Here is a 13,544-nt window from a genome sequence, read left to right on the forward strand (position 1 = left end):
AACCCATGATAATCCAGAATTCTTCAGACCTGATCCGTCGGCACTCCCGTGTTGAACTCCCTAGTGGCGTCTGCGCAGAGGAAGCTGAGCTGATCAACGGGCATGCGTTGGTGATTGGCCGCGACAGTCTGTCGCTGTACCGCCGACCGGGTGACTGTACAGATGCGCTGGGCAAGGGGTTTATCCGTTCTGCCGGGTTTCCTGCCGGACATACATTGCCTGACTCCGGGAACTTACTGACTGAGCATCGGGCTGGGTACGCCGGTCTGGCAGGTGGATACGTTCTGCTGATAGGACTGAATGACGTCCGTCTCTTCTTTGGGCGGGAAGATGCCCTGCGCAACCATAACGAGCTGTTACGGCTGGCGCTGGGCGATTGATGGGATTACGGACGCTGGTAGGTTGCTTCCAGTGTCACTTTTTCGATGACATGGCTGTTCAGAAAGTAACCGACCAGAGCCCCTGAGCTGTCGGGCTCCAGATCCAGTGTTTCTGTGTCCAGCGCAAATACAGTGAACTGATATCTGTGTGCCTTATCGCCGCGCGGTGGACAGGCCCCACCAAATCCCGGCACGCCGTAATCTGTTCTGCTCTGGACAGCCCCCTCAGGAAGCGTACCGCCTTCCGATCCTGCTCCGCTTGCGAGCACAGACGTCGTTGCCGGAATATTGAACACGACCCAGTGCCACCAGCCACTGCCTGTCGGTGCATCCGGATCGTAAGCGGTCACGGCAAAGCTTTTTGTTCCTTCGGGCGCACCTGACCAGCTCAGTTGAGGAGACAGGTTGTCGCCGTCACAGCCGAACCCGGCAAATTCCTGTGCTTTAGGCATCGCCTCGCCGTGACTGATATCGGTACTTTTCAGTGACATCTCTGCCTGCGCCAGACCGGAAACCAGGGTCAGGGCGATTAGTGCGTTTTTCATGAGCTCTCCTTGTTACGCAGTTGGTTGTGTCAAAAGTGTACGTCAGTACGTCTGTGGTGATAACCTGACGACTTTTCAATCTTTGTACCGCAGGAACCTCCCTTTGGCTATCAGCAGTTTCCATACCTATGTGATTGGTGCCGACCGTCAGGTCGGACAATATCTGTCGCGTCTTCTGGCTAAACAGAATCTTATACATCGTGGAATCAGTCTTGAAAGTCGTGAGCGGCCAATGCTGCAGTCAAGCGCGCGCCCCGTGTATGTGCTGACTCCGTCATTTAATCATCCGTCTGACTTTGCAGATGCCAGGTTCTGGCTGGAGCGCGCCAAAGAAGAAGATGCTGTGGTCATTCTTCTGTCAACGCTTGCTGTCTGTAAAGCAGGAGCAACGGGGACAGTGAATGAGGATTGTGCGGACTTTACCGACTCTGAAATGAGCGAATACTTTCTGGACCTCGAACGTGTTGCAGCGTCCAATCCTCAGCATGTGATTCTGCGTGCTGGGCAGTTATTTTCTCTGGCTGCGGACGATTTTGCCGGGCTTGTCCTTAATAAACTGAGAACAGAGAATGGCGCAGCGCTGGATATGCAGCGCCTGTTTGAGCCGACGCCCGCAGAAGATGTCGCAGAGGTGATCCTGGCGGTTCTGCGTCAGATTAACCTCAGCGACGGGTTGTGGGGGCTCTATCACTTTTCAGGTGTTGAGGCAGTCAATGCCTATAGCTTTGCTGAAGCGCTATTGTCAGAGGCGGGGCAGTTTGAGGACCTGTCGGGTGCTACTCTTTCGACGGAGTCTGGCGCACTTATGCCTGAGCTCTGGACACCAGTTGCGGATCATCAGAAGTTATTTCACACGTTCGGGATTAAACAGAAGGCCTGGAGGAAGGGGCTTGCACGTGCGGTACGGCGCTACTATCGCGCCGATGACTCTCAATCAACCAGCGTTGAAGGTCGTTGACTGCTGATACAGTTCCATCAGCTTGTCGGTAATAACACTGCGGATACTTTCACGCTCCAGCGATGACAGGCCACTCAGATCTTTCAGGCGCAGGCGGTGGAGATGAAGGCAAGGCAACTTGTCATTGAATTCTCTGAGATCGCCTTTCATCAGCACTGGCAGGAATGGGTCTTCGCTGTTGGTACGGCGCAGGATCTGACGCATACCTTCCTGGAAGGGAATCGGCACCGAGCGCACTTTTTTGTCTTTGTGCGAGATCACCAGATACAGCCCCTGTTTACCGATCAGATTACCTGGAATCACGTGCAGGCCCGTCGCACTGACGGAATCCGGGTTCAGATGGCTGAAGGTGTCGTGAAATGCATACGGGTCAGGCAGAATCACCATCTGGCGATGGGCTTCTTCCGGGAAGAAGATACTGTAGTTGGTGTATAGCTGACGGACAGACGACGAGAACACGCAGAAACGGTTTTCAAACTGTTTCACAAAACTCATGGCGCGTCGGTGCTGGTTGATCTTTTCGAGATCCCAGACCAGATCACTGTTCTGTTGGCGTGCTGCTGTGTTCATCGTATCCTCCTTTCCGGTTCAGCGGTTTGTGCTGAGCTTGGAAGCGCATTATTGAATCCTTTATCAGGATTGACTACACCCAGGTGCCCAAAATTGTCACTCCCTGACAAAAATACGGCGTATTTCTGGTCTGTTCCCGCCATTCTGGCACTGCCAAGCGGCAAAGGGCCGACGCAATAAAGCACCTGTTAGCCAATGAAGTATGGCACCGGCATCAGAAAAAAGTGTGACTCATCTAACGTTTAGCTGAGGCTGAATGTAAATAGTCTGTCATGCTGTCCCGAGAGGATAACGACCAGCTGAGCCAGTAGCAGCCAGGGGTCATTTCCACTGCCTTTTGCGGCGGCATCCGCTGCTTCAGCGGTTCTCAGCGCCAGATGAAGATCATCCAGGCTAAGGCGCTGCAACGCCGACTTATAGGGGGGTTGCTGCTTCGGCCAGATATTCTGCTGCTTGAACCCTTCAGACAGCTGTTGTCCGGAACAGTTCTTTAACGCAATCAGCTGACGGATTTTCCGGGTCATGGCGCCGAGTACCATGATGGGCTCATTTCCCTCAGCACGCAGGTGGCCAAGCATACGGTTAGATTCACCAAGGTTGCCATTCAGGCAGGTATCGGCGAGACCGAACGCATCAAACCGGGAACTGTCACCGGTTGCCTCATTGACCAGCTCCTCGGTAATTCTGTCAGCTCCCGACAAGCGCAGCTTTTCAATTTCCTGTACGGCGGCAAGCAGATTGCCTTCTGTCTGGTGGGCAAGCGCCGCGACGGCTGCAGGGTCGGCCTGTAGCCCAGCCATCTGGAGTCTGCGCTTCAGCCAGCCCGGGTACTGATTTCGCTCGATGGGCCAGACCGGGAGTACGACGCCTTGCTTGTCGACGGCTTTGTACCAGGCAGTTTTCTGAGCGGCTGCGTCCAGGCGGGGGCAGATAATTAACAGGACGTTGTCTTCCGAGGGGTTTTCCAGCAGCGACTTAAGGGCTGCGCCTTTGTCTGACGGTTTACCATTCGGAATTCGCACTTCAAGCAGACGCCGGCTGGCGAACAGCGACATCGCGTTGGCTTCTTCAAGCAGGTTGCGCCATTCAAACCCTGCTTCTGCGTGGAACAGTTCCCGCTCTTCTACCCCGGCGTTTCTGACAGCCTGACGAATCTCGTCGCAGGCTTCCATCTGTAGCAGGGGGTCGTCACCGCTGACCAGGTAAGCAGGTACCAGTCCTCTGGAAAGCGTCTGAGTGAGCTGATCCAGACGGATCTTCATGGCTGTTCCAGTTTCTGCAGGCGTCGTAGCAGCCGGGTGCGCAGGTCGCTGTCCAGGTCTGCGCGCAGTGCCTGTTCTTCCTGCTGAGTTGCCACGACGTTGTTCACATCGTTCTGCAGGGTGCGACGTGCGTGTACTGTGATCTGATGCTTCTGGCCGTCGAGCTGTCGCTCGATGTCTGCCGTGAGGTAACCGTTCAGTTCATATTCTGAGACCTGCCCGAGGCTGTTCACTGACAGTGTACGTTTCTCGACGTCGTACTCCGATAAGACGATCAGGACAGGTGCATCCCCGGCAGAGGAAGTCACAACGGCCCCGTTGAAGCGCAGCTGCCCGGCCAGCGTCTGGTGCAGGTCGGTGTTCTCGTACCCGGACAGGTGCACTATGCGATACCCCTCAGGAAGCGGTGTTACGCCACGCAGATGCCAGCCGCAGCTGGCGATCAGTGTAAGCGTTAGAGCGGTAATCAGGTGGCGCATATTAATTTGCTACGATGTTAACGAGCTTACCCGGGACGACAATCACTTTTCGCACTGTCTTGCCATCAATCTGGGCTTTTACACTGTCGTCCGCCATCGCCATGGCCTCCAGTTCGTCTTTACTGGCGGTTGCCGGTGCTTCCAGCTTGGCACGCACCTTACCGTTGACCTGAACGATGAGCAGGATGCTGTCTTTTTCCAGCGCCTTTTTATCAACGACTGGCCAGGCTGCATCAAGAACCAGGCCGTCATTGCCAAAGGCTTCCCACAGAGACTGCGCAATGTGCGGAGCAATTGGTGACAGCATGCGCACCACAGCGTCCAGACCTTCGGCGACGACGGCACGAGCACCGGCGCTTTCAAGGTTCTGCTTCTGCAATGTATTAATCAGCTCCATCACAGCGGCGATGCCGGTGTTGAAGCTGTAGCGACGGCCGACGTCATCACTCACTTTCTGAATGGTTTCGTGTACTTTGCGGCGCGCGTCTTTTTCGTCTTTGTTCAGATCAGAGAGGTTGCCACGGTCTGCCTGTTGCAGCAGTTCGTAGCTTAAGCGCCATACACGCTGCAGGAAGCGCTGGGCACCCTGAACACCGGAATCAGACCATTCCAGTGTCTGCTCTGGTGGCGCTGCGAACATGGTGTACAGGCGTACGGTGTCTGCACCGTACTGCTTGATGGCTTCCTGAGGGTCGACACCGTTGTTTTTCGATTTGGACATCTTGCTCATGCCCGCGGCTTTGAGCTCCAGACCGTCTGCTGTGCGCTTGGCACCGATGACGCGGCCTTTCTCGTCACGTTCCACAGTCACATCAAGTGGGTTAACCCACTCTTTGGCGCCGTTTTCAGTGGTGTAGGAGAAGGCTTCGGCCAGTACCATGCCCTGAGTGAGCAGGTTCTTAAATGGCTCGTCGCAGTTCACCAGACCGGCATCGCGCAGCAACTTGTGGAAGAAGCGCGCATACAGCAGGTGCAGAATCGCGTGCTCAATACCACCGATGTACTGGTCCACAGGCAGCCAGTAGTTGGCTTCTTTCGGGTCCAGCATCTGGGTGTCGTCCTGCGGCGAGCAGTAACGTGCGTAGTACCAGGACGATTCCATAAAGGTATCGAAGGTGTCGGTTTCGCGGAATGCCGGCTGACCGTCAAGTTCGATGTTCTCGAATTCAGGATTGTTTTTGATTGGCGAGTTGACGCCGTCCATCACCACGTCAGTTGGCAGAATCACAGGCTGGTGGCTTTCCGGTGCCGCAATGGTGTCACCGTTCTGAGTGCGGATGACCGGAATAGGCGCGCCCCAGTAACGCTGGCGGCTGACACCCCAGTCGCGCAGGCGGTAATTTACTTTGATCTCGCCTTTGCCTTCGCTTTTGAGTTTCTCTGCAATGGCATCAAAAGCCGCATCAAACCCAAGACCATCGAAGTCGCCAGAATTAATCAGGGTGCCTTTTTCGGTAAAGGCTTCTTTGCTCAGATCAATTTCTTCACCATTGGCAGGCTCGATGACCTGTTGGATGTCAATGCCATACTTGGTTGCAAACTCCCAGTCGCGCTGGTCATGTGCCGGCACGGCCATCACCGCACCGGTGCCGAACTCCATCAGTACGAAGTTAGCAACCCAGACAGGCACTTCTTTGCCAGAGATCGGGTGTATCGCAGTGAAGCCCGTGGCCATGCCTTTTTTCTCGGCGGTGGCCATGTCGGCTTCTGCGGTGCCTGACTTGCTGCATTCATCGATAAAGGCGGCGAGGTCGGCATTGTTGGCAGCAGCTTCTTTTGCCAGTGGGTGACCGGCGGCTACGGCAACATAGCTTACGCCCATCAGGGTGTCTGGACGGGTGGTATAGATCTCAAGATTGTCTTCTCGGTCTTTAAGTCCGAATGTCATCTGAATGCCACGGGACTTTCCAATCCAGTTGCGCTGCATCGCCTTCACCTGATCTGGCCAGCCATCCAGCTGGTCGAGATCATTCAGCAGTTCTTCGGCATAGTCGGTAATACGGATAAACCACTGTGGAATTTCTTTGCGCTCTACCTCTGAGTCACAGCGCCAGCAGCAGCCATCAATCACCTGTTCGTTTGCCAGAACGGTCTGATCGTTCGGGCACCAGTTCACCGCCGAGACTTTTTTATACGCCAGACCCTTTTCGATCAGAGTGGTGAAGAACCACTGCTCCCAGCGATAGTATTCAGGATCACAGGTGGCCAGTTCACGGTCCCAGTCGTAACCAAAACCCAGTGATTTCAGCTGGCCTTTCATGTAAGCGATGTTTTCTTTGGTCCACTTCGCCGGAGCGACCTGATGCTTGATCGCGGCATTTTCAGCGGGCAGACCGAACGCGTCCCAGCCCATTGGCTGCATGACGTTTTTGCCCTGCATGCGCTGATAACGGGAGATCACGTCACCGATGGTGTAGTTACGCACATGCCCCATGTGTAGACGGCCGCTTGGGTACGGGAACATCGACAGGCAGTAAAACTTCTCTTTGTTGCTGTCGACAACGGCTTTGAATACCTGGTTTTCTTCCCATTGCGTCTGTACCGCAGATTCAATGGATTGGGGCTGATAAGTGTCTTGCATGGTCATGTGCTTTTCTGGGCCTTTGCTGTTATTGGGCCTTGCCGGATGGTGGCGTGGATTCGCAGTTTTCTGAGTCAGGAGTTTACCTGAATGGTCGCGGCCAGCCTAGGGAGACGGCCTCCACGCGAGGGCATTTACTACGAGTATTATTATTTTAAATGCTAATTCCTTCTGTTTGCCTTTACATTTGTCATTCGTTAGTCTGGCTCGCGCTCGAAGCAACCAAAAAAACAGGGAGAATCCCGATGAGAAAGATCGCAGTTCTGGGCGCGGCTATCGCGCTGTCCAATGCTGTAAACGCAGCTGATGCAGAGACTCAGGCTCAGATTAATGAGCTGAAATCTCAGATTGCTGCGCTGGCAGATTCACTGGAGCAGCAGAGCGCAGCTCCGGCCAACCCGGTGTATATCGGCGGCTATGGTGAAATGCACCTGAATATGAATCAGGGCACAGATAACCAGATTGACTACCACCGTTTTGTGCTGTTCTTCGGTAAAGATTTTACCGATCGTGTTCGCTTCTTCTCTGAACTCGAGCTGGAGCACAGTCTGGCGGGTGATGGTAAGCCGGGTGAAGTTGAGCTGGAGCAGGCCTACGTTGAAGTAGATGTGAACGACACCACTCAGGTGAAAACCGGTCTGTTCCTGATGCCTGTGGGTATTCTGAATGAAACACACGAGCCAGATACTTTCTACGGTGTTGAGCGTAACAACGTCGAGAAAAATATCATTCCGACGACCTGGTGGGAAGGTGGTGTGATGGTTACTGCCAAGGCTGCTGATGGCCTGACCGTAGATCTGGCAATGCATTCTGGTCTGAATGCGGCAGATCTGGATGACGGCGTTCTCGACGGTGTTAAGTCTCTGCGCTCAAGCCGTCAGAAGGTGGCAGAAGCGACTGCTAACAAAGCAGCTTATACGGCTCGCGTTAAGTACACCGCTGTTCCTGGCCTGGAGCTGGCTTTGACAGCTCAGTATCAGGATGACCTGTTGCAGGGCGCGGGCAACGACGAACTTGGCGCAAGTCTGGTAGAAGCTCACGCAGTCTATGAAAACAACGGTTTTGGTGTCCGTGCGCTTTATGCGCAGTGGAACATCGACTCTGACGTTGATGATGTCATCGCTGGTGCTTCCGAGCAGAAAGGCTTCTACATCGAGCCGTCTTACCGTATTAACGAGAAAGTTGGCGTGTTCTACCGTAACAGTATGTGGGACAACGCGGCTGGTAGCAGCAGTGATTCTGAGAAAACTCAGAATGACATCGGTGTGAACTACTGGTTGGCTGAAACGGCAGTCCTGAAAGCGGATTACTTCCGTCAGGAAAGCGCTGGTGAATTCAGCGCGGCTGGTTACAATCTTGGTGTTGGTTTCAGCTTCTGAGGTTGTTCTGGTGATCCGGACTTTTGTTCTCGCTTCTTTGTTTTCGGTTATGCCGGTGCTGGCCGGGGGAACGTATTTTACCCCCGACCAGATTCAGAAAGAGGTGTACAACGAAGTTCTTCCCAGTTCAGGCACGCTCTGGATTACTCCAGAGCGTCGCTCTGAAGCGGAAGCTCTACTCGGAAAGAACCTGATGCAGGCCCGCATCAGATATAAGTATTCAGATGGGCGCTATCTCTGGACGCTCAGTGAAATCGGTAAAGAAAAACCGATTACCTTTGCGGTGGTCACTACGCCGGACCGGATTGAACGGATCGAAGTGATGGTCTTCCGTGAAGTCAGGGGCGATGAGATACGTCTGCCTCAATATACCGCTCAGTACCAGGGCCTTTCACTGACGGAGGATGGCCAGCTCTCCGGTCATGTTGATGGCATATCCGGTGCTACCTATTCCGTGCGTACCATGCAGAAAATCGCTAAACTCGCGCTACTTCTTCAGCGTTGGGCAAGCGAGGAACATGCATCCGCAACGTAGGCGTCAGTTACGCTTCTTCTTTCACCGCTGGCATCGTCGAATCGGGCTGGCGTCTGCTCTGGTGATTATCTTTGTCGCTGTCACGGGAGTTGCTCTGAATCATACCGGTGGCCTGAATCTGGGGGGCACTTATCCTCAGAGCCCGGTGCTGTTACTGCCTTACCGCGACCTTATTCCGGATGAGCAGTTATTTTTCACCCCCGACGGCCAGTTAGTGGCTCATGACTCCATTCTGTTTCTCGGTCCCCGACAGCTGTCGGGCTGTAATCAGTTGATTGGATATGCGGTTTCCGGAGACGAAAAGTTGGTTGCCTGTGACGACGTGTGGCACCTCTTTGCTGAAGATTGGGTTCTGATCGAATCCTTTGATCCCGCACTGGCGTCTCTGGCGCCTGAGGCTCTACCGGGTGTGAGTGATGGTGGCCTTGCGATTCACCAGAATGATGCCTGGTATCGTTTTGATTCAGACGCTCTGCTACTGGGGGATTCTGTGGCCTCGGGTGAGTTGACGCAGCCTGAACGCTCGCCTGGGACCAATCGCGTGATCAGCTGGCAGCGGCTGATGCAGGATATGCACAGCGGTCGCTGGTTTGGCAGCGTCGGTATATGGGTCGTGGATGCAGCGGCCTTGATGCTGATCATGCTGTCATTGTCAGGTTTCTGGTTATGGTGGTCGAGGCAGCGCAACAGACTGTAACATTTGCCGCATTGCCGGGCGTTGAGCGATCTGTTCTTATTCGTACAGGTCATTTCCGGAACGATATAAGAAGAACGGGTTATGGAAGCCAGTAGTCAGCCCCGCACGTTATCTGCAGATATCCCCCCGCACACACTGTCGCACAAGCTCACCGTGCCGGTGATTTCGTCCGGTTATATCGACAGATCGGATCGCTTGCTGGAGAAGCTGTCCGACAGCGCGACGGTTGTGATTACTGCGCCTGCTGGATATGGAAAAACTGCATTGATGGCGGCTTCTGCCCGGTTTATGGCGGAAAGCCGTCAGGTTGCATGGTATCAGTGCGATCGGTTTGATGGTGATGCGCACATGATGATTCAGGGCATCAGTGCGGCCCTTACGTCATTTTCTCCTGATGCAGCCACTGCGAACGACGAGCAGCAACTGCTGATGATGCTCGATACTATCGGCAACAACGGACACGCCTGCACATTATTTATTGATGATATCGAAGGTCTGCAGAGCGCTGACAGCCATGACATTCTGCGTCTGTTGATCCGCTATCGCCCGGTGAATATGCAGCTTGTACTGGGAGGGCGGACTCTGCCTTTTCCAGCAGGGCATCTGCTGCTTGATCCCGGTGTTTCATGGTGTCGTGCAAACGACCTCGCGTTTCAGGCGACTGAACTGAGCGAGTGGCTGAACCGTCAACAGGTGATGTTACGAGCAGATCAGCAGGCATCTTTGCTTAGGCGTACCGAGGGCTGGGCTGCCGGACTCGCGCTATGGCTGCTGGCCTGGCGTTGTGCAGGAATGCCTGAACACTGGAGTGATGAGCTGGGGATGGCTGAGATGAGCGATTATCTCGCCGGTGAGGTGATCAATCGTCTGACCTCAGAACAGCAGTTGTTGCTCCGTTCCGTTGCGTTACTCGGTACGTTCAACGAAACACTTGCCGGGCATGTTGTTGGTGGTGGGGTACATGATGATCTTCGGGTACTCCTCAGATCTGAACTGTACCTGACGGAGGTCCCGGGGCGGCCGGAATGGTACCGGATGTCGCCGATGATTTCACAATGCCTGTCGCGAACCTTCCCTCAGTCTCAACGGGCACAGATTCATTCCGCCGCGTATGACTGGTTTCGTGATCGCGATGAGCCTATGGCGGCGCTGTATCACGCCTGCCAGGGCGACATCAGTGATGAATCCGTCGGTTGGCTGGAAGGCCAGTCAGAATCTATTCTCGCCGGGCTGGATATCCGGGGGCTTCTTGATTGGTTTATTCAACTGAATGATGATCAGCTGTTCGCCTCAACCGATCTGCTGCGCGTCGCCTGCTGGACTCATTTACTCTCGTATCGTCTGACCAGTGCAGAAGCCCTGATTGAGCGTTTTGCAGCTTTGCCACAGATTCAGGATGGCGATATTAATGCGCTGCAGGGCTACCTGGCGGGGATGAGTGGTCAGCTCTCGCGGGCTGAGCGTCTCTGTCGTATGGCCTTAGAACAGCTCCCTGCTGAGCGTTTCAGCACCCGTTTTCTCTGCGCATCCATGTTATCGGGGGTTGCACTCGCGCATCGTGATGCCGACGGCGCCCGGTTGTGGAATCGTTTTTCTCTCGATATTGCCCGGAAAACCCGTGAAAAAGCACTGGAGGCTATGGCTCATCTTGATCATGGTCGTATCGAATTTAACCGCGGACACGTGAACCGTTGTCTGGATGTACTCAGTCAGGGGCTGAGTGTTGCGAGAAGCTCCGCCGAAAGCGAAGCGTCTATGGCACACGGCCGTCTTCTGGTGCTGCAGGGAGCGGTAAGCTGGATTACGGGCTCAGGTGCCGATACGTTTGATGAGCTTATGTCTCAGGCTCTGTATACCTGTGAACAGCGCAGTGACCCCGCTGCGGCCTATGGTTACGCTATCAGAGCACTGAATTTTATGGGGCAGGGGAGTCATGGCCTGGCCCTGAGTGTGCTTGATGAGGGCGAGCGTCATCTGCAGGAACAACAGGTGGAAATTACCGGTTACGCCTGGTTGCATACCGTACGCGCAAACATCTGGATATCACAGGCCAAGTATCGCAGAGCCCACGAATGCCTGGAGGCTTTGCTGACCGATGCAGACAGCGCTGGAGTTGCGCGTTGCGAGTACGGCTCCCTTCTTCCCGGCTTTGCTCTGTTGACGCGGGCCCGCCTGCTTCTGATGAGTGGGCAGTTGGAAGAATGTCTGCAGTTAACAGAGCACTGGCTTCGTCACACCCCTCAGGGCTTTATGTCGACGTTCATCCGGCTGATCCGCTCAGGTGCACTGGTCATGACTCAGCAACACGCTGAGAGCATGCGTCAGATTGAAATTGTGCGTAAAACTTTCCGAGCAGAGGGGCTGAACCAGCAGCTGCATAACTGGCTTCCGGATCTCGCGTCGTTTCTGAATGTTCCGGAAATAACCCAGTCGCCAGCCACCGGCCCTATGGCTGCTCTGAGCGACCGCGAAAAGGACGTACTGCAGCTGATGGCCCAAGGGCACTCAAATCAGGATATCGCTGACAAACTCTATATTTCTCTGCATACGGTCAAGACGCACGCCCGGAAGGTCAATGTGAAGCTGGGAACACGCAGCCGCACGCAGGCTATCCACAAAGCTAAAGAACTGATGATTATCTGATCAGGCCATCTGACTTTCGTATAAGCTGTGTAACTTACGTTGGTAAAAATCTGTAGCCTCAGCTAAACCTGTATAAAAACCTCGGGAAACTGGGCATGAAACACAGAGTAGTGGTATTGGGCAGTAGTGATCACGAGTCACTGGCCCGCCAGCTGGGAACGGCATACGATATCAATCCGGTTACAACCTTCGACGAAGCGCGCCAGGACTACCAGGCAGGCGATGTGAAGCTTTTGCTTGTAATAGAACGGGGTATGTCCACAGATGAAGCCCTGGCTTGTGTATCTACCTTCAAAGATGACGAAGAAACAGCGCCCGTTCCTGTGGTCGTTCTGGCACACGGTGAGCACACTCTGAACGAACGCATGGCATTTTACGATGCGGGCGTTGATGACCTTATTCAGTCTGAGGCTGAGGGCGAGCTTCAGGCCAGACTGATGCGCGTGATTTTCAACAAAGTGGCGAACGATCAGCTGAAGATCCAGCTGAATAAAGCTAATGAGATGGCTTTTATCGCCATGTCAGATACCTCCGACCTTGGCGTAAATATTCAGTTTCTGCTCGATATCAATAAGTGCAATAACCTGGATGAAGCAGGAATGCGCCTGTTTCAGGCACTGAAGAGCTATCACATCAACTGTTCTCTGCAGATGCGTAGCCGTTTTGGTAACAAGAATATGGAACCTAACGGAATGGCTAAAGACCTTGAATCCACCCTGATGGAAGAATGTAAGGATCAGGGGCGATATGTCGATTTTGGTCGCCGCTCAATCATGAACTACGGCAATGTCTCCCTGTTGGTTAAGAACATGCCCGTCGGGGACGAGAAAAAGTATGGGGCGATCAAAGATAATGTCTTTTCGCTGCTCCAGGGGCTTGATGCCCGCGTCACCGCACTTGATGACATCGAATCACTGAAGCTGGAGAGTCAGTTGGTATGCCGTCTTACCGCTTCTATGACGGATCTGATGGACAAGGTGGATCATGGCTATCACGAAGTCATGACCCGGATTGCAGATGTCGTTGAAGACATCGCTGATGGCATTGAACGCGAAATTCAGTTTCTGGGTATGGATGAGTCTCAGGAACGGGCTATCCAGAAAATTATGGAAGAAGGTATCGTTGCAGCTAACCGTGTGTTTAATGAAGGGCTCCGCATGGACACCGATCTGAAGGATGTTCTGGGTAAGCTCGGGACTGCAGTCAGTCAGGAGCATGTAGATACCCAGGCGTTATTGCAGTTGGTGGATCACCTGCCCGGAATCAGTCAGCCACACTGAGTCATCTCAGTGCGAATCGAAAGGGTCGTTTGCCGGGCGTTCAATGTGCAGACGATCGACATCTCCTGACATCAGTTCATCTTCCAGTGGTTTGCCAGGAATTGCGTGGCCGCCGCTGGCCCACTCGCCAAGATCAATCAGCTTACAGCGCTCGCTGCAGAAAGGGCGATATTTGCTCTCTGGTGTCCATGCGACTGAGTTCTGGCAGGTCGGGCATTTTACTTCCACAGGGATC

Annotated in this window: 13 protein-coding genes; 7 read left to right on the forward strand and 6 right to left on the reverse strand. The window is 54.0% G+C overall.

The genetic code is table 11. From position 1 onward, the window contains the following. Nucleotides 1-5 precede the first annotated feature (5 nt). Nucleotides 6-380, forward strand: coding sequence for a hypothetical protein (locus Q1L85_RS08865; protein ID WP_300428405.1), 375 nt, complete (start codon nucleotides 6-8; stop codon nucleotides 378-380). Between the two features lie 5 nt (nucleotides 381-385). On the opposite strand, the gene Q1L85_RS08870 is transcribed toward Q1L85_RS08865, so the two are convergent. Further along, nucleotides 386-925 carry a YbhB/YbcL family Raf kinase inhibitor-like protein gene (locus tag Q1L85_RS08870; RefSeq protein ID WP_373914789.1) on the reverse strand — a complete coding sequence of 180 codons (540 nt, stop codon included), beginning with the start codon at nucleotides 923-925 and terminating at the stop codon, nucleotides 386-388. A gap of 103 nt (nucleotides 926-1,028) precedes the next feature. Here Q1L85_RS08870 and Q1L85_RS08875 point away from each other — a divergent pair, with 103 nt between their 5' ends. Further along, the gene (locus Q1L85_RS08875; protein WP_300428406.1) at nucleotides 1,029-1,883 is read left to right on the forward strand and encodes a sugar nucleotide-binding protein; all 855 of its coding nucleotides are present in this window, start codon (nucleotides 1,029-1,031) and stop codon (nucleotides 1,881-1,883) included. Here Q1L85_RS08875 and Q1L85_RS08880 read toward each other — a convergent pair. From Q1L85_RS08880 to leuS, 4 genes are all read right to left on the reverse strand, one after another. Further along, on the reverse strand, nucleotides 1,860-2,453 hold the full coding sequence (locus tag Q1L85_RS08880) for a hypothetical protein (protein WP_300428407.1): 594 nt from the start codon (nucleotides 2,451-2,453) through the stop codon (nucleotides 1,860-1,862). The two genes, Q1L85_RS08875 and Q1L85_RS08880, sit on opposite strands and share 24 nt — an antisense overlap. A 242-nt stretch (nucleotides 2,454-2,695) precedes the next feature. Next, on the reverse strand, nucleotides 2,696-3,715 hold the full coding sequence (gene holA / locus Q1L85_RS08885; protein ID WP_300428408.1) for a DNA polymerase III subunit delta: 1,020 nt from the start codon (nucleotides 3,713-3,715) through the stop codon (nucleotides 2,696-2,698). Beyond that, a complete protein-coding gene (gene lptE / locus Q1L85_RS08890; protein WP_300432894.1) occupies nucleotides 3,712-4,194 on the reverse strand; it encodes an LPS assembly lipoprotein LptE in 483 nt (160 codons plus the stop codon). The genes holA and lptE overlap by 4 nt, the downstream gene beginning before the upstream one ends. Before the next feature lies 1 nt (nucleotide 4,195). Further along, nucleotides 4,196-6,775, reverse strand: coding sequence for a leucine--tRNA ligase (gene leuS / locus Q1L85_RS08895; protein ID WP_300428319.1), 2,580 nt, complete (start codon nucleotides 6,773-6,775; stop codon nucleotides 4,196-4,198). Nucleotides 6,776-7,020: 245 nt separating this feature from the next. Here leuS and Q1L85_RS08900 point away from each other — a divergent pair, with 245 nt between their 5' ends. From Q1L85_RS08900 to Q1L85_RS08920, 5 genes are all read left to right on the forward strand, one after another. Next, nucleotides 7,021-8,154, forward strand: a complete 1,134-nt coding sequence (locus Q1L85_RS08900) for a porin (RefSeq protein ID WP_300428315.1) — start codon at nucleotides 7,021-7,023, stop codon at nucleotides 8,152-8,154. Then, complete coding sequence (locus Q1L85_RS08905; RefSeq protein ID WP_300432896.1) at nucleotides 8,135-8,689, forward strand: FMN-binding protein; 555 nt, start codon at nucleotides 8,135-8,137, stop codon at nucleotides 8,687-8,689. Before Q1L85_RS08900 ends, Q1L85_RS08905 begins: the two co-directional genes overlap by 20 nt. Continuing rightward, the gene (locus Q1L85_RS08910) at nucleotides 8,673-9,386 is read left to right on the forward strand and encodes a PepSY-associated TM helix domain-containing protein (protein ID WP_300428317.1); all 714 of its coding nucleotides are present in this window, start codon (nucleotides 8,673-8,675) and stop codon (nucleotides 9,384-9,386) included. The genes Q1L85_RS08905 and Q1L85_RS08910 overlap by 17 nt, the downstream gene beginning before the upstream one ends. A gap of 81 nt (nucleotides 9,387-9,467) precedes the next feature. After that, a complete protein-coding gene (locus Q1L85_RS08915) occupies nucleotides 9,468-12,029 on the forward strand; it encodes a LuxR C-terminal-related transcriptional regulator (protein ID WP_300432898.1) in 2,562 nt (853 codons plus the stop codon). A 95-nt stretch (nucleotides 12,030-12,124) separates the two neighbouring features. After that, nucleotides 12,125-13,309 (forward strand): hypothetical protein, encoded by a 1,185-nt coding sequence (locus tag Q1L85_RS08920; protein ID WP_300424983.1) that lies wholly within the window; start codon nucleotides 12,125-12,127, stop codon nucleotides 13,307-13,309. 6 nt (nucleotides 13,310-13,315) lie between these two features. On the opposite strand, the gene yacG is transcribed toward Q1L85_RS08920, so the two are convergent. Then, nucleotides 13,316-13,537, reverse strand: a complete 222-nt coding sequence (gene yacG / locus Q1L85_RS08925; protein ID WP_370292806.1) for a DNA gyrase inhibitor YacG — start codon at nucleotides 13,535-13,537, stop codon at nucleotides 13,316-13,318. Nucleotides 13,538-13,544: the final 7 nt, after the last annotated feature.

This window comes from uncultured Thalassolituus sp. (assembly GCF_950066645.1).
Taxonomy (GTDB): domain Bacteria; phylum Pseudomonadota; class Gammaproteobacteria; order Pseudomonadales; family Oceanobacteraceae; genus Thalassolituus.

Bases quoted from the DNA above. Each gene is read 5' to 3' on its own strand.
- lptE (WP_300432894.1), bottom strand. From the start codon at position 4,194: ATGCGCCACCTGATTACCGCTCTAACGCTTACACTGATCGCCAGCTGC.
- Q1L85_RS08865 (WP_300428405.1), top strand. From the start codon at position 6: ATGATAATCCAGAATTCTTCAGACCTGATCCGTCGGCACTCCCGTGTT.
- leuS (WP_300428319.1), bottom strand. From the start codon at position 6,775: ATGCAAGACACTTATCAGCCCCAATCCATTGAATCTGCGGTACAGACG.
- holA (WP_300428408.1), bottom strand. From the start codon at position 3,715: ATGAAGATCCGTCTGGATCAGCTCACTCAGACGCTTTCCAGAGGACTG.
- Q1L85_RS08915 (WP_300432898.1), top strand. From the start codon at position 9,468: ATGGAAGCCAGTAGTCAGCCCCGCACGTTATCTGCAGATATCCCCCCG.
- Q1L85_RS08910 (WP_300428317.1), top strand. From the start codon at position 8,673: ATGCATCCGCAACGTAGGCGTCAGTTACGCTTCTTCTTTCACCGCTGG.
- Q1L85_RS08920 (WP_300424983.1), top strand. From the start codon at position 12,125: ATGAAACACAGAGTAGTGGTATTGGGCAGTAGTGATCACGAGTCACTG.
- Q1L85_RS08870 (WP_373914789.1), bottom strand. From the start codon at position 925: ATGAAAAACGCACTAATCGCCCTGACCCTGGTTTCCGGTCTGGCGCAG.
- Q1L85_RS08900 (WP_300428315.1), top strand. From the start codon at position 7,021: ATGAGAAAGATCGCAGTTCTGGGCGCGGCTATCGCGCTGTCCAATGCT.
- Q1L85_RS08880 (WP_300428407.1), bottom strand. From the start codon at position 2,453: ATGAACACAGCAGCACGCCAACAGAACAGTGATCTGGTCTGGGATCTC.